The organism is Rathayibacter sp. PhB152 (genome assembly GCF_003751395.1).
Taxonomy (GTDB): Bacteria; Actinomycetota; Actinomycetes; order Actinomycetales; family Microbacteriaceae; genus Rathayibacter; species Rathayibacter festucae.
In genome coordinates this window covers 595,846-618,788 of sequence record NZ_RJUT01000004.1, presented here as the reverse complement: position 1 = coordinate 618,788, position 22,943 = coordinate 595,846, and the positions used below count along the sequence as shown (strand labels likewise).

Genomic DNA, 22,943 nt, shown 5'->3' with positions numbered 1-22,943 from the left:
GATGTCGAGCATCCGAGTGATTCCGGAATGCGCCGCGGGCGCGCCCTCGACCATTCCGGAATCGTGACGCGGCAGGAGAAGACGGAAGGCCCCGGCCCGGCGAAGCGACCTCGCGCTGAGGTCGCTCGCCGGGCCGGGGCCCGCAGGTGGATGTCTCGGACTACATTCCGTCGGACAGCATCGACTGCACGAGCTTCACGTGGCGCTCGAAGCCGAGCTCGGTGTACTCGGGGTTGTAGTTCAGGCCGTAGGGCCACATGTGACCGCCGCCGCAGTTGATGGTCGCGGTGGGGCCGTCCCAGGTGCGCAGCAGCGGAAGGGCAGAGGTCCAGCCGTTGTTCTGGCAGCGGTCGACGAAGGCGTCGTAGCCGACTCCGACGGTGTGCGAGAGCTCGTGCAGGGCCGTCCCCTCCTGCATGTAGCCACGATCGGCGCCGAAGCGGATGGTGCCGTTCGGGTTCGCGTCGGCGGTGGGCACGCCGGGCACGTAGTAGACGGTGTAGAACCGGTCGATGTTCGAGAGACGGTTGTAGCGCGCGACCGCCCGATCCATCGCGTCGGTGATCCGGGCGTAGGCGTCGAGCTCGTCGGCGGAGGGGTTCGCCGAGCGGACGAGGGCGTAGGTCATCTTCTGCACGGTCGGGTCGGTGATGCTCCACCGCTGCACCTTCGAACCGGTGCAGGTCCACTGCTGGATCGCGGCGCCGTCGGTCTGAGCGAAGTCCTTGTCGTCGAGGCAGAGATTGCTGTGCCGGTTGAGGATCTGGCTGGATCCGCCGCCGACGTCCGTGATCTGCCACTGCTGGTTGGTGGCTCCCGTGCAGGTCCACTGCCGCACCTCGGCGCCGGGAGTGGTTCCGAAGTTGTAGTCGTCCAAGCAGAGGTTGCTGAAGACGTTCTTGATCTCGGCATAACCGGTCCCGAGATCGCGGATCTGCCAGCGCTGGTTGGTCGCTTCCGAGCAGCTCCACTGGCGGACTTCGGCACCCGGCTGAGTGACGAAGTCGAAATCGTCCAGACACATGCTGCTGTGCTGATTGCGGATCTCCTGGGCCGCGCCGACCCCGACGGGCGCAGTCGCGGCCTCGGCAGGAGCGGCGAAGCCGAGGGTGGTCAGGCTCGCGATCAGCGCGGCCGTCATCGTTCCGAGTAGGCGTGTCTTGATGGTGGACTTCACTGTCCTGGACATGCAATGCCTTTCAGGTTCTTCGGCCGCCCTATCGGGTGGTCGACGTACTGATCCGGTCCACCGCGGATACGGTGAGAAGATCATTGATCCGGCTTTCCGGCGCATTCTTCAGAAGGTCGAAAGACGCGACTCGACGCGATGGAGAGGCCGGCCTCCGGGTCTTTCGAGGACGAGCGGATTGTTATCGTGAACACTCCTCCTGGTCCGATCTTGTGCGTGTCGGACGACTGCTGTCAAGCCGGAATGACGCCCCGACTGGGGGACAAGTCTTCATTCCGAGCGCCATTCGGCTTTGTGGCCGATGGGCGTCCGATACGCGTTCCGAATGCCGACAAGTGTCCGTTATTCGCGGGACGGATATTTAACTTGTTACCGTGAACATTTTGTTGCTACGGTGAAGCCGCCGCCACCGGGACGACACTCCTCCGTCCGCGGCCGGCCGATGGTTCGAAGCAGAGCCCGAGAGGATGCGTCACTGATGACGTCACGACTTCCGCGTCCCGGACGCCCCTCCGCCGAGTCGACCCGCGGCCGACGACGCAGGACCGGCTGGCCGACCCTGGCGGTCGCCGCACTGCTGCTGACCGGGGCGATGACCCCGCTCGGAGCGGCCGGCGCGGCGACCATCGTGCCGGAGCCGCTCCTGCGCTACAGCTTCGACGAGAGCGGGACCTCGTCTGCCGTCGGGTCGGCGATCCCTGACGGGGCGATCGTCGCGGACGGAGCCTCGAGTCCGCACCCCGGAACCGTCGTCGGGTCCGGAGCCCGCTCGGTCGCCGGGCCCTCCGGTTCCGCCTCCGATCGCGCGCTCTCCCTCCCCGGAGGCGCGAGCGGATCGATCGCCGCCTCCCTCCGGATCGCCCCGGGGCTGATCCCGGCCGGCACGGTGGACGTCACGATGTCCGCGTGGCTGCTCTGGAGCGGCTCGCCGGAGTGCACCTGGCCCTTCACCCTGGGGTCGGGCGTCTCTGCGCACCTGCTCGCGACCACGCAGTGCGGCGCGTCCGCCTACGGGGCCCTCACGAACGGCACCGAGGTGCGCGCGTCCGCTCCGGCTCCGGTCCCCGCCGCCCGCTGGGTCCACATGGCCGTCGTCGTCGACGGCGGCGACTCCGTCTCGACCTACCTCGACGGCAGCCTCGTCGGGCGTGGGGTGACGACCTCCACCGCGGTGGCCGCGATCGGCTCCAGCACCTTCTCGGGCTACCTCGGCAAGTCGTTCTACGGCGCCGACGCCTTCTGGGGCGGTGCACTCGACGACGTCCGAGTGTGGTCCTCCGCACTGTCCGCCGAGCAGGTCCAGCAGAGCGCCGCGGATGTCCACTCGGCGCTCGCGACCAAGGACGCGGCGGTGTCGGTCAGCGGCACGTCCGCTGTCACCGCGGATCTCTCGCTCCCTGCCGGCGGTGCGAACGGATCGACTCTCACCTGGTCCTCCAGCGCTCCCCGCACGGTCTCCAGCACCGGAGCGGTCACCCGGCCGGCCGCCGGCAGCTCCGATGCCGTCGTGCAGCTGACCCCGACCGCCACCCACGGGGCGGCGACCGTCATCGGCTCACCGATCACCGTCACGGTGAAGGCGTTCGCCGCCGGCGACAGCGTGCAGGCCGAGCTCGCTCGCGCTGTCGCCGACGCCGTGCGCAGCGACCCGGCGCTGCAGGGGCCGGTCCGCGGCAGTCTCTCGCTGCCCGACTCGGGAGCCGAGCTCGACGCGGTCGCCTCCCGAGCGGGAGCCGCGGACGCGGTGATCGAGTGGTCCTCCTCCGTTCCGACCGTCGTCAGCGCCGTCGATGAGGGCGCGGAGCCGGACGTCGTCCGGAAGGGCTCGGTCACCCGCGGGAGCACCGACACCGCCGTCACCCTGACCGCCACCGTGCGCGTCGCCGGGACGACCCCGGTCACGGTGTCGCTGCCGGTCACGGTGCTCGCCGCCTCGCCTCTGGACCCGACCGACCTGGACGCCTACCTGTTCGTCTACTTCACCGGCGACAGCGTCGAGGGCGAGAAGCTGCGCTTCGCGACGTCCGACGGCGACAACGCCCTGCAGTGGAAGACCCTCAACGACGCCCAGCCGGTCCTCACCTCGACCAAGGGGACCCAGGGGCTCCGAGACCCGTACATCCTGCGCTCGGCTGAGGGCGATCGCTTCTTCCTCCTCGCGACCGACCTCTCCGTCGGCCGCTCGGGCTGGGGAGACGCGACCAGCAACGGCAGCCGCCACCTGGAGGTCTGGGAGTCCACCGATCTCGTGAACTGGGGCGAGCAGCGCCACGTCGAGGTCAACGTCCCGAACGCCGGGATGACCTGGGCGCCCGAGGCGACCTACGACCCGGCCATCGACGCCTACGTCGTCTACTGGACCTCCTCGATGTACCTCGACGACGCGCGCACCCGGCCCGACGGCAACGGGCCGCAGATCGTCACCTCGATCACCCGCGACTTCCGCACCTTCACCGAGCCCGAGCCGTGGTTCGCCTCCGCCGACGTCGCCGGGCTGAACAAGGGCAACGGCCTGATCGACGCGACGGTGCTCAGGGAGGGCGATCAGTACTACCGCTTCACCAAGGCCACCCAGTCCTCCGGGTGCCCGTCGCCGGACATCATCGGCCAGCGCTCCAGCGACCTCCGCGCCACCACCGCCTCCGGCGCCTGGAGCCTCATCGACACCTGCATCGGCCGCACCGCCGGCACCCCCGAGGTGGAGGGTCCCGAGATCTTCCGCGCCAACCCCGGCGACACCAGCGGCTACCGGTACTTCCTCTGGGTCGACAACTACGGGGGAGTGGGCTACATCCCGCTCGCGACGAACTCGCTCGAGGGCGACATCCAGTGGACGTACCCCGCCGCGTTCTCGCTGCCGAGCTCGCCCCGGCACGGCTCCGTGGTGTCGATCACGGCGAAGGAGCGCGACGCGCTCGCGGCGAAGTGGAACCCGGCCCTCCTGGTCACCTCGGTGAAGCCCGTCGCCGCCACCGCCCCGGTCGGCGCCACGACGGTGGCACTGCCCGCCACCGTCTCGGCCGGCTTCCGGGACGGTCACAGCGAGACCGTCGGCGTGACCTGGCGCACGGCCGACCTCTCAGGGCTGAAGAAGGCCGGCGACAGCGTCCAGGTGACGGGACGGCTGCAGAACTCGTCGGCGACCCTCGCCGTGGCGACGATCACGGCTACGGCGCCCCCGGCGGCCCCCGCGATCGCGGCGACGGCCACGGCGTCGACCCGCTGCGTGCAGGGCACGGTCGTCCTCTCGGTCGTCGCGACGAACCCGAACGCCTTCCCGGTGAAGATGGTCGTCACCTCGACCTCGGGCTCGAAGACGTTCGCGGAGGTGGCCGCCGGCAAGAGCGTCACCCACTCGTTCACGACCCGCACCGCTGCGCTGCCCGCCGGCTCCGCGACCGCCACGGCCACCGCGTTCGTCGCGGGCAAGCCGGCCACCGCGACGGCCACGGCGCCGTACGCGGCGGCGAGCTGCGGCTGAACCCTGTTCCTTCCACGACCCGACCGACCACCCGACACCACTGAACCGGACGGCGAAGCTGCCGTCTCGAGAACGGAGAACACCCGCATGCAGAACCACACCTCCACGGCTCGCTCCTTCCTCCTCCGCGGCGCCGCCGGTCTCGCCGGAGGCCTGCTCCTGCTCGGCGTCGCCGGCACCGCCTTCGCCGACGAGCAGCAGGGCGCGGACGACGTCGACGTGAACGTGCAGATCGCCCCGCTGACCGGCGGCGGCGCTCTCTCGATGACCGTCGCGAGCGACTCCACCGCCCTGACCGAGAACGGCTCGAACAGCGTCGTCCGCCAGTTCACCGGCACCCTGCCCACGGTCACCGTCACCGACACCCGCGACGCCGCGGACATCCCCGCCGGCGCCGGCTGGTACGTCCTCGGCACCGCCAGCGACTTCACCTCGTCCACCGGCGACACCATCGGCGCGGAGAACCTCGGCTGGGCGCCGAACCTGATCGACGGCGGCGACTCCGGCCTCGTCGCCGAGGGCGACGTCGTCGACACCGCCCTCGACGGCGGCCCCGACGGCGTCGGCCTCGTCGACCAGGAGCTCCTCGCCATCACCAACGACAGCGCGGGCGTCGCCGAGGAGGGCTCCTGGACCGCGAACGCGGCCCTGACACTCAAGACCCCCACCACCGTCGACGCCGGCGACTACAGCTCGACGCTCACCCTCTCCCTCTTCGAGTAGGCCCCGTCATGCTGGTCGAGTAGCCGCCATGGGCGGCGTATCGAGACCCACCTCGCCCACCACGGTGGATCTCGACCCACCCGCTCCGCGGCCTCCTCGATCAGCACGCCGACGTCCCCGCCCGCCACCGCCCGCCCCTTTCCCCCAGGGATGACCTTGCGCTCACCGCACCCCCGATCACTCGGCCTCCGCTCCTGATGGCAGCCTTCCGCCCTGACGCGGTTCCCATCACCTGCCGCTCCTGCGCCGCCGGCCGGTCCCTCGACGCCCTGATCCTCATCGAGCTCGCGCGAGGCGTGAACTGCGATGAATCGCGCCTGCTGTCGGCTCTGGCGGTTCGAGTGGATCACCGGATCGGCCTCGTGCAGTTGCGGTCACGACTCCGCGAGCTCACGAACCGAGGCATGGTGCTCCTGGAAGGACACCGTCGAACGATGCTGCTGCGCATCGCGCAGTTCTCGATCACGCGTGCCGGGCGGGACTCCCTCGCCGCTCACGCGCGAGCGCTGGACCTCCTCGCGGAGGAGATCCATGTCGCGCTCCTCACCCGGCGCTGACGGCGACGCCGCCGAACCCACGCGCGCACCGAGGTCGGGACGGGGCCCGTGGTCGCCACGGTGCGGTGACAGGGCCCCGCGCGGTCGCCGGTCAGCCCGCAGGGCGGCCGCTCGTGCCCGTCCAGCAGCCACCGATGCGGCCACTCCTGCTGCCACGAAGAGCCACCGAGGCAGCCCATCGTGCTGGTCGAGTAGCCGCCTCCAGCGGCAGATCGAGCGGAGGGAGCGCCTTCGGTGCCGGCGCAGGGCGGGGAAGAGACAGCCGTCCTCACGCTGGGCGGGTCTCGATACGCCTCTTCGGGGCTACTCGACCAGCATGTCTGCGGACGTCTCTTCCCAGTAGACCCACCCGTTGGTCGAGTAGCCGCCTTCGGAGGCGTATCGAGACCCCACATCGCCGAGACATCCGGGAGCGAGTCTCCTCCACACTCGTCGATCCGACGGCGTTGTCCCCGATCAGCCCATGGTTCCGGTCCCGGTGTCGGTGGCTCCTGCTTCAATACGCGTATGTCAGAAGATGAGAATGCGGCAGCACTCGCGGAGGTGCGCGACTGCTTCACCGACGCCGCCGCCACCGAGCGCGCCGCATCCCCGACGCGCCTGAGAACCGCGGAACGCATCCACCGCGTCGCGCTCACCGTCCCGGAATCGTTCGCTCGCGGCACGTCCCGCAGTGAGACCCGGGACCTCGTCGAGCGCTCCATCCGCGCCGAGCTCGCGGTAACGCTCGGCGTCTCCGAGCGAGACGTCTCGCGCCGCCTCGAGACCGCGCAGATGCTGATGGAGCACCTGCCGCTCACTCGCGCCCTGCTCAGGGACGCGCGGATCCTCTGGGAGGCGGGCGAGGCGATCTGCAGAACCGCGATCAGCCTTCCCGAGGCCTCCCGCGCGGCCCTCGACGAGCGCGCGGCCGACGCCGCGCTCACGATGACGACGACCCAGCTGCGCCGCGCCCTGAGTCGCTGGCGCGAGGAACTGCACGAGCAGCCCCTTGCCGAGCGCCACTCCCGCGCCACGCTGGACCGCGCGGTCTGGGTCACACCGGATGTCGACGGCATGGCCACGCTCTGCGTCCACGCTCCCGCGCCGGCGGTGACGGGCGCGTACGACCGGCTGCGCCGCATCGCGCGCACCCTCCGCGATGACGGCGACCCCCGCACCCTGCAGCAGCTCAGCGCGGACGCCGCGGTCGATCTGCTCTGCGACGGCGACATCGCCGGCACCACCCCGGACCCCGAGCACCGACCCGACCCGACCTTCGTCCCCGGAGTGCGGGCCGAGGTGCGCCTCACCCTCGCCGCCTCGACCGCGGTCGGTCTCGACGATGCGCACGCGGATCTCGACGGCTACGAACCGGTCCCCGCACCGATCGCGCGCGAGCTGATCCGCACCGCAGCCTCCTTCACCCGCGTCCTCACCGACTCCGATACCGGCGCGGTCGTCTCCGTGGGCCGCACCTACCGCGTCCCACCGCCGCAGATGCGCCTGCACCTGCAGCTGCGGGACCAGACCTGCCGCTTCGCCGGCTGCACCCGCCCCGCCAGCACCAGCGAGGCCGACCACACCCTCGAGTGGCGCAACGGCGGAGAGACCTCCCTCGAGAACCTCGTCTCGCTCTGCACGTCCCACCACCACATCCGGCACGGCGACCAATGGACCTACGTCACAAGCGGTGACGGGACAATCGTCTGGACGAGCCCGACGGGCCGGCGGATCAGCAGCCAGCCACCGGCACTACCCGGGCGTCCGCCCGACCCGCCACCGAAGCCCCGCTTCGACGACGTACCCGCACCGTTCTGACGACCGTGGATCTCGATACGCCCGCTGCGCGGGCTACTCGATCAGCATGCACCGCGCGGGACGTCGGTGTGAGCCCGTACGTGCTGCACGAACCGCACTCAGGGTGCGCTGGCGCACGTCCGCACAGGCTGGTCGAGCAGCGCGCAGCGCGTGTCGAGACCCACGTCGTGCAGAGCGGTGGATCTCGAGACGCCCGCTGCGCGGGCTACTCGATCAGCATGCATCGCTCGCAGGACGCGTCCGTGTGAGCCCGCACGCGCTGCCTGAACCGCGCGTTGGGTGCGCCGGCGTGCGTCTGCACATGCTGGTCGAGTAGCGCGCAGCGCGTATCGAGACCCACGTCGTGCAGGGCGGTGGATCTCGAGACGCCCACTCCGCGGGCTACTCGATCAGCATGAATCGCGCGCGCAGGACGTCGGTGTGAGTCCGCACATGCTGGTCGAGGAGCCCGAGGGGCGTACCGGGACCCGCCACGGTCAGGCAGGCACCCGCTCAGGCTGCGACACGGGGGACTCGGCGGGTACGGCGGCGGCGGCGACCGACGCCGGGTCCTCGCCGCTCCGCAGGGGGAGGAGGCGGAAATGCTGGCGGTAGGGGCCCTTCTCCGGAGTGTTGCTGTACTTCGCCGGGCGGGTCTGCACGTCCCAGTTGCCGCCCTGGAGGCCCTCCTGGGCGGCGTCGACCCGGACGACCGTCCTCGTCGACGCAGGGACCTCGTGCCAGTGCCGGCGGTCGGCCAGCTCGTCCGGGCTGTACGGCTGAGCGTTGAAGAACATGCTCCCGGCCGACGCGCTGCCGCCGCACGTGCCGTCACCGAGGGTGCCGTCGCCGGCCAGGACGAGCACGCCCGCGCCGCCGCCGTCGACGAGGGCGGCCCAGCGGGTGTCGGCCTTGTTCGCGCTGTCCTGCGGCCGGCTGTAGCGGGTCGGCTGGTCGGCGACGGCACCGCTCCAGCGGCCGAAGAACGCCGACGCCCGGCGGTCGGCGGACGACTCGTGCGGGCCGCGGCCGTGCCAGTGCAGGGTCGAGAGCTCCGGCGCGAGGCCGAACGTGGTGCCGACGACCTGCGGGTTCGGCGTGCCCTCGACCGGCGAGAAGGTGGAGAGCACGTCGACCTGGCCCGTGCCGTGGATCGTGTAGACGATCGACTGCGGAGAGGTCGTCACCCGGCCGCTCGGCCGGAACGGCACCGCCGTGGTCACCGACCCGTCGACCGTGATGCGGACGGCGCCCGGCGTCTCCTCGACGTCCACCCGATCGATCGCCCACTCCTCGCCGACGCCGCGCCAGGGCAGCGACGGCTCCGGGCGCTCCAGCCGGATGTCCGGGATCGAGAGCTCGGGGTCGTTCGGGGTGCGCCAGAAGTTCGGCAGCAGCGGCGCGGCGAGCCGCTCGCGACCGCCGTAGCGGAGCGAGGTCAGGCGGCCGGTGGAGCGGTCGACGGTCGCGGAGAACGCGGGCCCGCGCACGACGGTCGCCGCGCCCTCCTCGGTCGCGGTCACCGGCGGCAGATCCCGCGGTGCCGGGCGGCGGGCGGGCGAGGTGTCGACGGGCAGCTCGAACTGGGCGCGCGCGACGACGTGTCCCTCCTCCGCCCAGGCGGTGGGCGCGGCGAGGGCCAGCTGCACGTCGAGGCGGTACTCGCGCGCCGCGTCCTGCGCAGCCGGCTCCGGCAGCAGGTAGGGCAGCGTGACCCGCCCCTCCTCCTGCGGTCCGATGGCCCACTCCACACCGGGCAGCGAGCCCTGCTGCACCGGATCGCCGTCCGCCGACACGGTCCAGTGCACGACGTAGCCGTCGAGCCCGGTGAACAGGTGCTCGTTCGCGACGAGGAGCTCGCCGGCGCGCAGATCGACCGCGGTGACGGAGACCGGCTGGTAGGCGAGCGCCGCCTCGGCCAGCTTCGGGGTCGGCGTGCGGTCGGCGAGGACGAGGCCGCTCATGTGGGCGCTCTCCTGGTTCGGCTCGTCGCCCCAGTCGCCGCCGTAGGCGAGGAACTCCTCCTCGGGCCGATCGGGGCGCGGCCAGTACAGGCCCTTGTCGGCCCAGTCCCAGAGGAAGCCGCCGGGCATCGAGCGCGGGTCCTCGCGCGCGGCCGCCCAGTACTCCTCGAGGTAGCCGGAGGTGTTGCCCTGGCTGAAGGCGTACTCGACCAGCAGGTAGGGCCGCGGATCCCGGCGCGAGCGCTCGGCGAACTGCGCGACCGGCGGGTAGAAGTCGCCGTCGAAGTCCGAGAGGCCGGCCGGGACGACCCAGGTGCCGGAGCCGACGGGGTCCTGGTAGCTGACGGGGCGGGTCGGGTCGTGCTCCTTCGCCCACTCGTACATCGCCTGGAGGTTCGCGCCGACTCCGGACTCGTTGCCGATCGACCAGGCGATCACGCTGGGGTGGTTCTTGTCCCGCTCGACCATGCTGCGCATCCGCTGGAGCAGGGGCGCGCGCAGCTCCGCGCGGTCGCCGGGCAGGAAGGGCGTCCCGTCGTCATCGATGCGGTTGATGTGCGTCTCGTTGTTCGCCTCGTCGACGAGGTAGAGCCCGTACTCGTCGGCCAGGTCGTACCAGCGCGGGTCGTTCGGGTAGTGCGAGGTGCGGACGGCAGTGATGTTGCTCTGCTTCATCAGCCGGATGTCCGCGATCATGTCGTCGCGGCTCAGCGTGCGGCCGGTGCGCGGGCTCCACTCGTGCCGGTTGACGCCGCGGAGCGAGACCACCCGGCCGTTCACGAGCAGCACGCCGTCCACGATCTCGACGCGGCGGAAGCCGACCCGGACGGCGACGCGCTCGAGGACGGCGCCGGTCGCGTCGCTCAGCTCGACGACGAGCGTGGAGAGCTCCGGGGTCTCCGCGGACCAGAGTCGCGGGGACGAGACGGGGATGCTCGCCTGGTTCTCCGCGCGGCCGTCGGCGTCGAGAACGACCGTCCGACTCTGTCCGCCGACCTCCGCCGCACCCGGCGCGGTGCCGTCGAACAGCCGCATGGTGAGCTCGAGACCGGCCGCGGACGCTCCGGTGCGCGCGTCGATCGCGACCGAGACCTCGACCGACCCGGCGGTGAACGTGTCATCGAGCGGCGTGCGCACCGTGACGTCGCGGATCATCGCCGCCGCGCGCGAGAGCAGCCGCACGCTCCGGAAGATCCCGGAGAGGCGGACGTTGTCCTGGTTCTCGAGGTAGGAGCCCGTGCACCAGCGGTGCACCTCGACGGCGAGGACGTTCGAGCCGGCCCGCACGTGCTCGGTGACCTCGAACTCGCCGGTCGTGTAGCTGTCCTCCCGGTAGCCGAGGCGCTGCCCGTTGAGCCAGACCGAGTATGCCGACTCCACGCCGTCGAACTGGAGGAAGGTGCGGCGCTCGGCCCAGCCGTCCGGCAGCTCGAAGGCGGTGCGGTACTGGCCGACCGGGTTGTAGAGGGTCGGCGCGTTCGGGTAGTCGCCGCGCGGGTCCGGCTGCTCGTGCCGCCCGTTCGCGCCGGTCCACGGCAGCACGAGATTGGTGCCGATCGGGAAGTCGTAGCCGTGCAGCTGCCAGCTAGCGGGGACGGGGACGGTCGGCCAGGCCGAGTCGTCCCAGTCCTCGGCCGCGAAGCCGTCCAGGCGGGCGGCCGGGTTCGGCGCCCAGTGGAAGCGCCAGTCGCCGTCGAGGCTGTGCGCGAGCGGCGTGCTCGCGCGGTCGCCCTCCAGTGCGGCGTCGAGCGTGGCGAAGGGGGTGAGCACGGCGTGCGCCGGCTCCGTGCCCCACTCGAACACGTCGGGGTCGTTCCACTCCTGGGCGAGGGTCATGCGGTGCTCCTTGAGGTGCGTCGTGCGGAAGGCGTGAGGTGCCGAGCGCCGGGCGCCTGGTGCGGCGTGCGGCGTGCTGCGTGCTGCGCGGTGACAGCGGAGTCCCCTCCCGCCGCCCGGGTCGCGGGCGAGGGGAGGGGACGGGTGAGCCGCTACTGGTCGTAGGCGCTCTGCCAGATCTCGGCGTAGCGGTCCGCGCCGAGGCTGGTCAGGGCGTCGAGGTAGGACTGCCAGTCGGCGTCGCTCTCGGGGTCGCGGACGCCGGTGACGAACTCGGCGGTCGCCGTGGCGACGCTGCTCTCGACGTTGGCGGTGAGGGTGGAGAGCTCGCTCGCGTCCTCCGAGGGGACCCAGATGTTCCAGTAGGGGAACATCGCGTCCGACTCCTTGCCGGCGTACTGGTCGGTCGCCTCGAACAGGCGGCGCTCGAAGCCCGCCTCGGTGTAGATGTCGAGCGGCTGGACCTGGCTGGCGCGGAACTCGGCCGTATCGAACACCTGGGCCATCGGGCCCCAGTTGCCGTTGTAGTCGGCCTCGTTCGCCTCGTCCATCTTCGTGTCGACGAGGGACGGCTCGAGGCTCTGGTCGAGCGCGATCTCGCCCTCCTCGGGGGCGCGCCAGCCGATGCCCTCCTCGCCGAACTCACCGCGGACGTGGCCCTCCGGCGAGAACAGGTAGTCCATCATCTCGACGATGACCTTCTGCTCCACCTCGTCGGCCGCCTTGGTCACGACGAAGGTCGCACCGGGGACGCTCGGGAGCAGGAAGGTGGCGTTCTGGCCGCCGGGGCCCGTCAGCGGCGGGAGCAGGTCGTACTGCGTGTCGCGCCCGTCCTCCTGGCCGATGGTCACGGCGAAGCCGGGGTGGATGGCGGTGAAGCCGCCGATGAGCACGCCCTGCGCCGCGTTGCCGGTCGCGGTCATCTGGTCGCCGCCCTGCGAGAAGGTGGCGGGGTCGATCAGGCCGGCGTCCCACAGCTTGCGGAGGAACTTCAGGCCGTCGCGCCAGCCGTCCTGCATGGTCTGCAGCTGGACGGTGTCGCCGTCGAGCCCGAGCGAGACGGGCTGCCCGTTCGCGCCGGAACCGGTGTTGAACGCGTTGTAGATGAAGGCGTTCATGATGTACGGCACCAGCGACTGCTGGGTGCTGCCGGTCAGCGGGATCTCGTCGGCCTGGCCGTTGCCGTTCGGGTCCTGGGTCTTGAAGGCCTGCATCACCGCGAAGAACTCGTCGGGCGTGGTGGGAGCGGCGAGGCCGAGGGTGTCGAGCCAGTCGGTGTTGATCCAGAACTTGTAGGGGTAGGAGCAGTGGTAGCAGTCGTTCCACTGCGGGAGGCCCCAGATCGTCCCGTCCGGGGTCTCGGTGAGCTCCTTGAAGCCCGGCTCCGCGTCGAGGGCCGCCTTGATGTTCGGGCCGTTCTCGTCGATGAGGTCGTTGAGCTGCACGAGCAGGCCCTGGTCGCCGTAGCGCTGGAGCTCGGCGCGGCTGAACTGCGAGGCCCACGGGACGAGCATGTACGCCTCGGGCAGGTCGCCGCCGGCGAGCGAGATCTGCCGCGCCTCGGCCGCCTCGGACGCACCGTACGAGGTGGTCTCGAACTGGATGTCGACGTCGAACTTGTCCTCGAGGACCTTGGTGAACGAGTTGGTGTTCAGGTCGATCTGCGCGCCCTGCTCGCCGAAGATCCGGATGACCTTGCGGTCCGCCTCCGGGCTCTCGCCGGTGCAGCCGGTGAGCCCGATGATCGCGGTGGTGAGGACGGCGCCGAGGAGGAGGTGCTTCCTCCGCGCGGCGACTCTGCCGTGCTGTGTGCGAGAGAACTGCTGTGTGCGAGAGAACAAGGTGTTTCCTTCCATGGGTGAGAGAGCCGCGGGGGAGTTCCGCGCGACCGGGGGGAGTCGGCCCTGTGCGGGCCGTGCTCGGGGTGCTCAGCCCTTGACGGCGCCGAGCATGATGCCCTTGTTGAAGTACCGGGCGACGAAGGGGTAGAGGATCATCACCGGGACCGTCGAGATGACGATCAGCGAGTACTTGAGGAGATCCGCGAGCTGCTGGCGCTCGATCTGCGCGGCCGCGTCCATGCCCGGTGTCGCCTGATTGAGGATCAGGACGTTCCGCAGCACGAGCTGCAGCGGATAGAGGCTCGGATCGCGGAGATAGAGCAGGGCGTCGAAGTAGGAGTTCCACTGGTAGATCGCGTACATCAGCGCGACCACCGCGAGCAGCGGCTTCGAGAGCGGGAGCACGATCGTCCAGAGGAAGCGCAGATCGCTCGCGCCGTCCAGCTGCGCCGCCTCGTACAGCTCGTCCGGGATGGAGGAGCGGAAGAAGACGACGGCGATGATCACCTGCCAGACGCCGACGGCCTGGGGGAGGATCAGCGCCCAGCGGGTGTCGAGCAGGCCGAGCTGCTGCACCACCAGGTAGGTGGGGATGATGCCGCCGGCGAAGAGCATCGTGAAGATGACGCCGAGGGTGATCCCGCCGCGGCCCCAGAAGTCCTTCCGCGAGAGCGGATAGGCGATCGCGACGGTCAGCGCGAGGCTGACGAAGGTGCCGGCGGCCGTGTAGAGGAGCGAGTTGGCGAAGCCGGTGACGATCGTCGAGTCGCCGAGGGCGCGCTCGTAGCCCTCGAGGGTGAAGTCGATCGGCCAGAAGCTCACCCGGCCGGACGAGACGGCCAGCGGCGAGCTGAACGAGCTGGCCAGGATGTAGAGCAGCGGCAGGAGGACTGCGAGCAGGAACGTCGTGAGCAGGACGTAGACGGCGATCATGAAGACGCGGTCGACCATCGGGTCCTTGATCCGGGTCGCGCGCTGCCGGCGGCGCGGCGGCCGGGCGGCCTCGCCGTCCTCGTGAGCGGTGGTCGATGGCGTGTCGAGTGCGGTCACCAGAGCCCCTGTCCCGTGATCCGCTTCGCGAGCGAGTTGACGCCCAGGAGCAGGACCAGATTGATCATTCCGTTGAAGAGCCCGATGGCCGCGGCCTGACTGAAGTCGGCGTTGAGCAGACCCACCTTGTAGACGTAGGTGGGGATGATCTCGGACTGCGAGAGATTGAGGGAGTTCTGCAGGAGGAAGGCCTTCTCGAATCCGATCGCCATCACATTGCCGACGCCGAGGATCAGGATGGTGATCGCCGTGGGCATGATGCCCGGGATGTCGACGTGCCAGATCTTCTGCAGCCGGCTCGCGCCGTCCATCCGGGCGGCCTCGTAGAGCGAGGTGTCGATGGAGGAGAGGGCCGCGAGATAGAGGACGGCGGAATAGCCGGTCGTCTGCCAGACGTCGCTGAAGACGTAGATGTGCCGGAAGAAGTCCGGGTCGCCGAGGAAGTCGATCGCCCCGAGTCCGAAGAACGACGTGACGTCGCTGACCGGGCCGAGCTTGGGCGAGAGGAACAGGATCGTCATCGAGATCACGACGACCGTGGAGATGAAATAGGGCGCGTAGGTGACCATCTGCACGGTCCGCTGGAAGAAGCGCAGCCGCACCTCGTTCAGGGCCAGCGCGAGCAGGATCGGGAACGGGAAGCCGGCCAGCACCACGTACGCGGAGAGCAGGAAGGTGTTCTTCAGCAGCGTCCAGAAGATCGGGTTCGAGAAGAACCGCTCGAAGTGCTTGAGGCCCACCCAGGGGCTGCCCCAGACGCCGTCGATGACGTTGTAGTCCTTGAACGCGATGATCGCGTTCGACATCGGCACGTACTTGAAGACGAGGAAGTAGAGCAGCGGCGGCAGGATCAGCAGGTAGAGCTGCCAGTGCCGCCGGAAGCTGCGCCGGGCGGCGCGGAAGCCGCGGGCGTTCGAGCGGCCACGGATCGACGCCGGGCCGCCGCGGACGGGCGCCTCCGGGCCGGGGGCGCCGGGCACGGTCGAGCCGGGGACGGTGGTCCCGGGCGCGCCGGTCAGCGGCATCACCATGCCGTGCCGACCGGTGTCGGGAGGAGGGGCGGACGGGTCGCCGTGCAGGCGTCGCGTGCCCCAGGTCGGGTCGTCATGTCGAGAGCATCCAATCGCCGGTGATTCGGAACGAGGACGAGACTAAGCAGCCGATAACTCCCGTGTCAATAAGAAAACGAAACGTTTCGTGTACTTCTCGAGCGATGCCTGGAAAAGACGGGGGCGGTGATCCTTTCGAAAGTCGAAGAAGAGGCTATTGCGAAAGTTCTGGCTTTTTTTGCGAAAGCGGGCGAAGGTGGATCCGCGATAATCCGATGAATCCGAGAACGGCCGAGTCTGCGCCGTCCATGCTGGTCGAGCAGCGCGCAGTGCGCATCGAGACCCACGCTCTGCAGGACGGCGGATCTCGATACGCCCGCTCCGCGGGATACTCGATCAGCATGGAGGGGGCCCACGCCGCGGGCTGCGGGGTCGGCATGCAGGGCACGCTGCGCGGGCTGCTGGGTCGGCATGCACGGCGCGCTGCGCGGGGCGAGTGCATCGCAGCCCCTCCATGCTGGTCGAGTAGCGCGGAGCGCGTATCGAGACCCGGGCTCCGGCGGACGATGGATCTCGATACGCCCGCGGCGCGGGCTGCTCGATCAGCAGGAAGGGGCAGCCGCTCGGGCTGCTCGATCAGCGGGCGGGGGCCGCCCCGCGGGCTACGCCGGCGGCTGCTCCGGCATCGCCGCTGTGCCCGTGGCGCGCAGGCGCTCCTTGACGAGCTCCGGGAAGAGGGGGCGGCCGTAGAAGTAGCCCTGGGCGCGGTCGGCGCGCAGGGTCGTCAGCAGCTCGTGTGCGGACGGCGTCTCGACGCCCTCGACGATCGTGTGCATGTCGAGGTCCGAGACCAGGTTGATGATCGAGCGGAGGATCGTCGCGTGCCGGGGGTTCTCCTCGTCGGCGAGGAAGACGCGGTCGATCTTGACGATGCTCAGCGGCACCGTCAGCAGCGCCGCGGCGGCCGCGTGCTCCTGGCCGTAGTCGTCGAGCGCGATCGCGATGCCGTCCGCGGTGAGGGCGCGCACCCGCTCGATGACCGCCTCGTCGACGTGCCCGATCGAGCCCTCCGTCAGCTCCAGGCACAGCTGGATGCCCTGCTCGGCGGTCCGGTGCGCGCCGATCACGTCGGTGACGCCGTCGTGCATCAGCTGCTCCGCCTCGATGTTGACGCTGAGGAACGTGACCGACGGATCGATCGCACGGAACTCGATCATGCAGGCCACCGCCTGGTCGACGATCTGCACCGTCAGCTCGTCGAGCACGCCCAGCGAGCGCGCGATGTCGACGAGGGTGATCGGGCTCAACGCGGTGCCGTCCGTCCGGGTGTAGCGGGCCAGCGCCTCGAAGCCGACGATGCGCCGCTCGGCGACGTCGATCACGGGCTGGAAGGCGACGCGCACGGTCCCGTCGGCGACGGCGGTGCGGACCTCGGCGACGAGGTCCATGCCCTGCGCCTCGGCCCCCTGCGGATCCTCGCCCTTGCGTTCCTTCTTCGTCTCGTACATCCGCTCGTCCGCCTCCTGCATCACCCGGTCGAATGAGCCGCCGTCGACAGCGACCGGGGCGCCGATGCTGATGCGGGGGTGGAGCTCGGCGTCGCCGACGACCAGGGGCCGCTCGACGGCGCGCGCGATCCGGAGCGCGACGGCTCCGGCGGTGATCGAGTCCAGGAGGACGGCGAACTCGTCGCCGCCGATGCGGGCGACGACGTCGTCCCCGCGCACGCTCTCGCGGATGCGACGGGCGACCTCCTGCAGGACGGTGTTGCCCGTCGAGTGGCCGTGGGTGTCGTTGACGGCCTTGAAGTCGTCGAGATCCATGAACAGCACCGCGCGCTCCTCCTGGTCGCTGATCGCCGCGAACTCCTCGTACAGACCGCGGAGGTTGCTGAGACCGGTGACCGAGTCGGTCGTGGCCTGGTCGCGCAGCACGCGAGTGCTGCGGCGATCGTAGAGGGCCTGGGTCGCGATGTGCGCGAGGGCGAGGAGGGTGCGGTGCTCGAGCGCGGTGAAGCCGCCGGAGTCGGGGCGCCGCGTCAGGACCACGTGACGCAGTCCCAGGCCGGGCGTGGCGATCGGCGCCGACAGCTCGAACGCGCGCCCGGGAGTGGCGGAGATCCGCGTGCTCGCTGACGGGATGGCCGTGCGGGCCGCCCGCTCGAGCGTCTCGAAGATCGCCTCCTGGTCGCCCCACGGCAGAGCGAGCGCCGCCTCGATCAGGCCGTTCAGCTTGCGCTCGATCCGGGCGCGACGCAGGTACTGGCTGACCACGGCGACCGCCAGCGCGACGATCAGGAGCGTGTTCGCCGAGCGGATCTCGAGGCCGGCGCCGAGCTCGATGCGCTCGACCCCGGCGGAGAGGTGCGCGCCGTAGGCGAGGGCCACCAGCACGATGTTGAGGCCGAGCGCCAGCAGCACCCGGTCGGGCCGGAGCGCCGGCCGCGGCACGTCGCTGACGTCGGCCAGGGTCAGCCAGGCCTGCAGGTACTCCGCTCCGATCGAGAGCAGTCCGTAGGCCAGCACCGCCGGCACCGCTGCGAGGACCGGCCACCAGCCCGTCTGCGGGAAGAGGGAGAGGACGAGCAGGAACGCCCCGCCCGACAGCGCGGCGAGTCCGGTCCAGTAGACGACAGCGGCCCAGGGGCGCCGCGAGATCAGCTGGAACAGCGCGATCGCGAGCACCCACAGCAGCAGCGCCTGGACGCGCGGCACGTCCTGGGCCAGGAAGGCGAGCACCGACACGCCGACCCCGAAGGTGACGGTGCCGATGCCGGAGGCGAGCTCGAGCCGGAACGAGGCCGTGATCCACATCGCGGCGAGCAGCACCAGGAAGGCGAGCCAGAGCCCGGGGAGCGCCGGTGCGTGCGGGACGAGCAGGACCAGCGTCAGGAGGAGGCCCGCACCGCCGACGCCGAGCCGGAGGGCGCGCACCGAGCGCGGTCCGCTGCGCTCCGAGAGCGCGTCGGGCACCACCACGGGCTCCTCGGCTCGCGCCGAGGAGAGTCCTGCCGCCGTGTCGCTCATGCGTTGGCCACCCCTTCCCGCGCGTCGGCCGTCCCACGACCCGGCGCGTGACCACTGTGGCAGAGCGGCGGTGCCTCCGCCCGCGCGCACGACCAGGTGAGGGAAGACGAGTCCGCGGACCGCCCTGTGGAGGAGGCCGGGTCTCGATACGCCCCTCCGGGGCTACTCGACCGGTATGATCGCCGGCGAACCCGGGTCGGCCGCACCGCATCCCTGCTGATCCAGCAGCGCGCGGAGCGACGCTCCCTGCTGATCGAGCAGCGCGGAGCGATGGCCCATGCTGATCGAGTAGCCCGCGGAGCGGGCGTATCGAGATCCACCCGCGCGAGAAGTCGAGTCTCCGGCCCGCCCCGACCCGCCTTCGCATCCGGGCCGGTCGCTCAGTCGTCCGTGGCGAGGACCCGCACGTCCCACGGGCCGAGCTCGAGCTCGGTGCCGGCGGGCAGCTCGGCTCCGGTCAGCACGTCGGTGGCGGCAGCCGGCAGCGGGTACATCGAGGGCTCCCAGGACCAGTTGTGGACGAAGCGGATCCGCTCGCCGTGGCGGTTGGTCGCGCTGGTGACCGTCTGCGACGCGGTCGCGCGGCGCCACCCCGAGGCGGCGTCGCCGACGGCCCAGGACATCAGGGCCCGCGCCAGCTCGAGGTCGGGCACGGTCCCGACGGTCGTGACCCGGCCCGCGCCGTGCGCGCGCGTCGTCACGGCGGCGAATCGGCCGTGGTGCGGGTGGACGTAGCGCACCAGTACCTCGGCGTCGTCGGGCTGCAGGCCGTCGGCCCAGAGGGTGGCCGTCGCGCCGGCCGGCAGCGGGAAGCCCGATTCCGCGACGACCGGCAGCGGGACCGCGAGGTTCGCGAACTCGTCGTAGTGGACACCGGCGGCCTCGGCGAGGAACGCCGGCTTGCGCTGCAGCCGGGCCCGCGCCTCCTCGTCCTCGTAGCCGGTGCGCACGCCCACGACCAGATGCCCGCCCGCATCTGCGTACGCCTCCAGCCACTGCAGCTGCGCGTCGTCGGCGATGGTGAACGCCGCGGCGATCAGCACGGGATGCGCAGCGGCGAAGGCGGCAGGGGTCGTCTCGGTCAGCTGCGAGGGGTGCACCGTGTTCGACTGCAGCCCCGCGTCGAAGGCGCCGCGCGCGAAGGAATCGAAGACGGTCTGGAAGGTGCGCGTCGACGCCACCGGCACGCCGCGGGCGGCGCCGGTGCCCTGCGTCGGGTCGCTGAACGAGGGGTACTCCTCGAGTGCCCACTTGCTCTCGTTCGAGAACAGGATCGCCACATCGGAGTCGGGGGTCAGCTCGGTCACCCGGTCGCCGGCGGCAGCGAAGTCGGCGCCCAGCGCGGCGATCTGCTCGTAGACGCGGCCCGGCTCCTGCGAGTGCGGCAGGATCCCGCCCCAGTAGGTCTCGGCGCCGTGGTGCAGCGTGTGCCAGTGCCAGTACTCGATCATCGTCGCGCCCCGCGAGACCAGTGCCCAGGCGGCCTGGCGCCACTGCCCGTCGTAGCCGGGCTCGTTCGACCACGGCATGCCGATCGCCTGCGCGTCGGTCTCGGTCACCAGGAACGGCGCCTGCTTCGATCCGTACATGCGGTCCGCGGTGGCGTAGAGCGCCCAGGTGCCCGAGGTCGTCCAGTGCTGATCGAACACCCGCGCGTCCGGCAGCTCGAGCCCGTCCTGCATCCGGTAGTAGGGATTGCCGGCGGCGATGTCGAGGGAGCGCACGAGCTCCTCGTCCTGCACCGTCCGGCGCTCGTAGGAGATGCAGGTGGTGACGAACTGGTCGTCGCGACCGGCCCGCGCGGTGATCTCCCGGACCATGTCGGCCTGCCAGCCGATGAAGTCCGTGGTCAGCGAGGCCTGGAAGCGGCGCCAGGCCAGGTCGTACTGCGGCTGCTGATTGGCGTCCGGGGTCCAGAGGTCGGCCCAGGTCGACAGGCGGTGCGACCAGTAGGTCAGCCCCCACTCGTCGTTGAGCGTCTCGACAGTGTCGTAGCGCGCGCGCAGGTGGTCGACGAAGCGCTGGAAGACCTGCCGGTTGTGGAAGATCTCGTTGCCCGGCTCGTTGTCGACCTGGAAGCCGATCACCGCGGGATGCGCGGCGTAGCGCTCGACGATCCTCCGGATGAGCCGCTCGGCGTGGAAGAGGAAGGCCGGGTGCGAGTAGTCGATCTCCTGCCGGGCTCCCCAGCCCATCGGCCGACCGCTCGAGCGCTCGACGTTGATCTCGGGGTACAGCCGCGCGAGCCACATCGGCGCCGCGTAGGTCGGCGTGCCCAGCACGACCGCGATGCCGTGCTCGTGGGCCGCATCGAGCACCGGCTGCAGCCAGTCGAGCTCGAAGACGCCGTTCTCGGGCTCCCAGGTCGACCAGACCGACTCGCCGACGCGGACGATCGTGAAGCCCGCGGCCTTCATCAGCCGGAAGTCCTCGGCGAGGTCGCGGCGGCCCAGCCGGGAGCTCGGCTGGTACTCGTGGTAGTAGGCCGCGCCGAACAGGATGCGGTCGGTGAGGTGCTGCATGGGAGGGCCTTTCGGACGTTCGGGAGAGGAGTGGCGGAGGAGGGCGGTGGGGGCGTCAGCCCTTGACGGCGCCCGCGGTCAGCCCGTCGAGCAGCTGCTTGCGCAGCAGGAAGAACACCAGGATCGTCGGCACCGAGGCGAGGACCGCGCCCGCCAGGACGAGGTCGTAGGAGCGGTTCTCCGACGCGAAGAGGATGTTCAGGCCCAGCGGGATCGTGTACTGCGACGAGTCCGAGAGCAGCACGAGCGGCCAGAGGAAGCTGTTGTAGCTCTGCAGGAAGCCCCAGACGCCCAGCGCTCCGAGGGAGGGGCGCAGCAGCGGCAGCACCACGCGCCAGAAGGTGCCGAACTCGCTGTTGCCGTCGATCCGGGCGGCCTCGATGATCTCGTCCGGGATGGACTGGACGATGAACTGCTGCATCATGAAGATCCCGAACGCGGGAGCGACCCACGGCACGATCAGCGCGAACCACGGGTTCGAGAGCCCCGCCTTCACGATCAGGATGAACAGCGGCACCAGGATCACGACGAACGGCACCGACAGCGACGAGAACATGATCGTGAAGAGCACCTTCTTGCCGCGGAAGGCGAACTTCGCGAAGCCGTAGCCCGCCATCGCGCAGACGAAGACCGAGACCGCGGTCGCGAGCAGCGAGGTGCCGACGCTCATGCCGAACCAGGCCCAGAAGGGCTGCGTGGTCAGCAGGTTGACGTAGTTGTCGGTGGTCGCCGGGTTCGGGACGAGCGACGGGGGAGTGGAGAAGATGTCGCCGCGGTTCTTGAACGAGCCGCTCAGCGCCCACAGCAGCGGGAACACGAAGACGAGCAGCAGGGCCGAGAGGGTGACGTAGAGCAGTCCGCGGCGGGCGCGCTCGCCGCCGCTCGCCCGGCGCTGCCTCCGCGGAATGCGGCGCTCCGGAGCGTCGGCGGTGACGATTCCCGTGGTGGCGGTCATGAGGTTCTCCCGATGGCGAGGGCGCGGTTGAGGATCTGGCTGACGGCGAAGACGAGCACGAAGAGCACGACTCCGGCCGCGGCGGCGTAGCCGAACTGCTGGCGTTCGAACGCGGCGCGGTAGATGAACATCGAGACGGAGAGGGTCGCCTCGCCCGGTCCGCCCCGCGTGAGCAGGTAGGGCTCGTCGAAGAGCTGGGCGGCGCTGATGAAGGAGGTGACGACGACGAACGCGGTCACCGGGCGGATCGCGGGGAGCGTCACGGTGCGGAACTTGGCGAGCACGCCGGCGCCGTCGAGCTCGGCCGCCTCGTACAGCTCCTTCGGCACGGCCTGCAGTGCGGCGAGGAAGAAGATCGTCAGGTAGCCGACCGTGCGCCAGAGCAGGACGAAACCGATCGCGACCTTGGCCAGCGTCGGATCGCCGAGCCAGTCGATGTCGCCGAACCCGAAGACCGCGCGGATCAGCGAGTTCAGGAGTCCGTAGCTGCGGTCGAAGATCAGGCTGTAGATCAGCGCGATGACGATCGGCGAGAGCACCATCGGGATGAAGAAGGTGAGCCGGAACAGGTCGCGCGCCTTGAGCCCGCGGGCGTTCAGGCCCTGCGCGATCAGCAGCGAGCACGGCACGATGAGGAACACCGCGATCAGCGTGTAGATCAGCGTGTTCACCAGCGCAACGCCGAAGCTCGTGTCGCCGAGCAGGTTCCCGTAGTTGGCCAGCCCGACGAACTCGGGCGAGCCGAGGCCGACCCACTCCGTGAGGCTGAGGTAGATCGCCGCACCGACCGGGACGATCATGAACAACGCGTAGAGCAGGTAGAACGGCGCGATGAAGAGGTACGGGGCCCGGCCGCCGGAGGTGTTCAGGCGCTTCCGCTTCGCGGCGCGCCGGGCCTCGAGCGGGGAGCCGCCGCGGCCGTCCTGAGCGGAGGCGGGCGCCCCGGCCGTGGTGAGAGTCGACATCATCGA

At 70.5% G+C, this 22,943-nt stretch carries 13 protein-coding genes; 4 read left to right on the top strand and 9 right to left on the bottom strand.

Features of this window, described 5'->3' with window-relative positions; translation table 11 throughout:
- Nucleotides 1-160: 160 nt before the first annotated feature.
- Nucleotides 161-1,189, bottom strand: a complete 1,029-nt coding sequence (locus EDF36_RS12895) for an RICIN domain-containing protein (protein ID WP_185020468.1) — start codon at nucleotides 1,187-1,189, stop codon at nucleotides 161-163.
- A gap of 478 nt (nucleotides 1,190-1,667) precedes the next feature.
- On the opposite strand from EDF36_RS12895, the gene EDF36_RS12890 reads away from it, so the two are divergent.
- The 4 genes from EDF36_RS12890 (at nucleotide 1,668) to EDF36_RS12875 (ending at nucleotide 7,750) form a co-directional block, all read left to right on the top strand.
- A complete protein-coding gene (locus EDF36_RS12890) occupies nucleotides 1,668-4,670 on the top strand; it encodes a LamG-like jellyroll fold domain-containing protein (RefSeq protein WP_185020467.1) in 3,003 nt (1,000 codons plus the stop codon).
- A gap of 87 nt (nucleotides 4,671-4,757) precedes the next feature.
- A complete protein-coding gene (locus EDF36_RS12885) occupies nucleotides 4,758-5,393 on the top strand; it encodes a hypothetical protein (RefSeq protein WP_123733306.1) in 636 nt (211 codons plus the stop codon).
- A gap of 197 nt (nucleotides 5,394-5,590) precedes the next feature.
- A complete protein-coding gene (locus EDF36_RS12880) occupies nucleotides 5,591-5,950 on the top strand; it encodes a hypothetical protein (protein WP_123703838.1) in 360 nt (119 codons plus the stop codon).
- Nucleotides 5,951-6,457: 507 nt separating this feature from the next.
- The gene (locus EDF36_RS12875; protein ID WP_123733305.1) at nucleotides 6,458-7,750 is read left to right on the top strand and encodes an HNH endonuclease signature motif containing protein; all 1,293 of its coding nucleotides are present in this window, start codon (nucleotides 6,458-6,460) and stop codon (nucleotides 7,748-7,750) included.
- Nucleotides 7,751-8,226: 476 nt separating this feature from the next.
- Here EDF36_RS12875 and EDF36_RS12870 read toward each other — a convergent pair whose 3' ends face one another.
- The 8 genes from EDF36_RS12870 to EDF36_RS12835 form a co-directional block, all read right to left on the bottom strand.
- Nucleotides 8,227-11,529, bottom strand: a complete 3,303-nt coding sequence (locus EDF36_RS12870) for a glycoside hydrolase family 2 TIM barrel-domain containing protein (protein ID WP_123733304.1) — start codon at nucleotides 11,527-11,529, stop codon at nucleotides 8,227-8,229.
- Between the two features lie 152 nt (nucleotides 11,530-11,681).
- Nucleotides 11,682-13,370 (bottom strand): extracellular solute-binding protein, encoded by a 1,689-nt coding sequence (locus EDF36_RS12865; protein ID WP_185020466.1) that lies wholly within the window; start codon nucleotides 13,368-13,370, stop codon nucleotides 11,682-11,684.
- An 87-nt stretch (nucleotides 13,371-13,457) separates the two neighbouring features.
- Complete coding sequence (locus EDF36_RS12860) at nucleotides 13,458-14,420, bottom strand: carbohydrate ABC transporter permease (protein ID WP_260300706.1); 963 nt, start codon at nucleotides 14,418-14,420, stop codon at nucleotides 13,458-13,460.
- Nucleotides 14,417-15,451, bottom strand: a complete 1,035-nt coding sequence (locus EDF36_RS12855; protein ID WP_260300705.1) for a sugar ABC transporter permease — start codon at nucleotides 15,449-15,451, stop codon at nucleotides 14,417-14,419. Before EDF36_RS12855 ends, EDF36_RS12860 begins: the two co-directional genes overlap by 4 nt.
- A gap of 680 nt (nucleotides 15,452-16,131) precedes the next feature.
- Nucleotides 16,132-18,495 carry a bifunctional diguanylate cyclase/phosphodiesterase gene (locus tag EDF36_RS12850; RefSeq protein WP_123733302.1) on the bottom strand — a complete coding sequence of 788 codons (2,364 nt, stop codon included), beginning with the start codon at nucleotides 18,493-18,495 and terminating at the stop codon, nucleotides 16,132-16,134.
- A gap of 380 nt (nucleotides 18,496-18,875) precedes the next feature.
- Nucleotides 18,876-21,017, bottom strand: a complete 2,142-nt coding sequence (locus EDF36_RS12845; protein ID WP_123733301.1) for a beta-galactosidase — start codon at nucleotides 21,015-21,017, stop codon at nucleotides 18,876-18,878.
- Nucleotides 21,018-21,072: 55 nt separating this feature from the next.
- Nucleotides 21,073-21,972 (bottom strand): carbohydrate ABC transporter permease, encoded by a 900-nt coding sequence (locus tag EDF36_RS12840; RefSeq protein WP_123703850.1) that lies wholly within the window; start codon nucleotides 21,970-21,972, stop codon nucleotides 21,073-21,075.
- A complete protein-coding gene (locus tag EDF36_RS12835; RefSeq protein WP_123733300.1) occupies nucleotides 21,969-22,937 on the bottom strand; it encodes a carbohydrate ABC transporter permease in 969 nt (322 codons plus the stop codon). The genes EDF36_RS12840 and EDF36_RS12835 overlap by 4 nt, the downstream gene beginning before the upstream one ends.
- Nucleotides 22,938-22,943 lie beyond the last annotated feature (6 nt).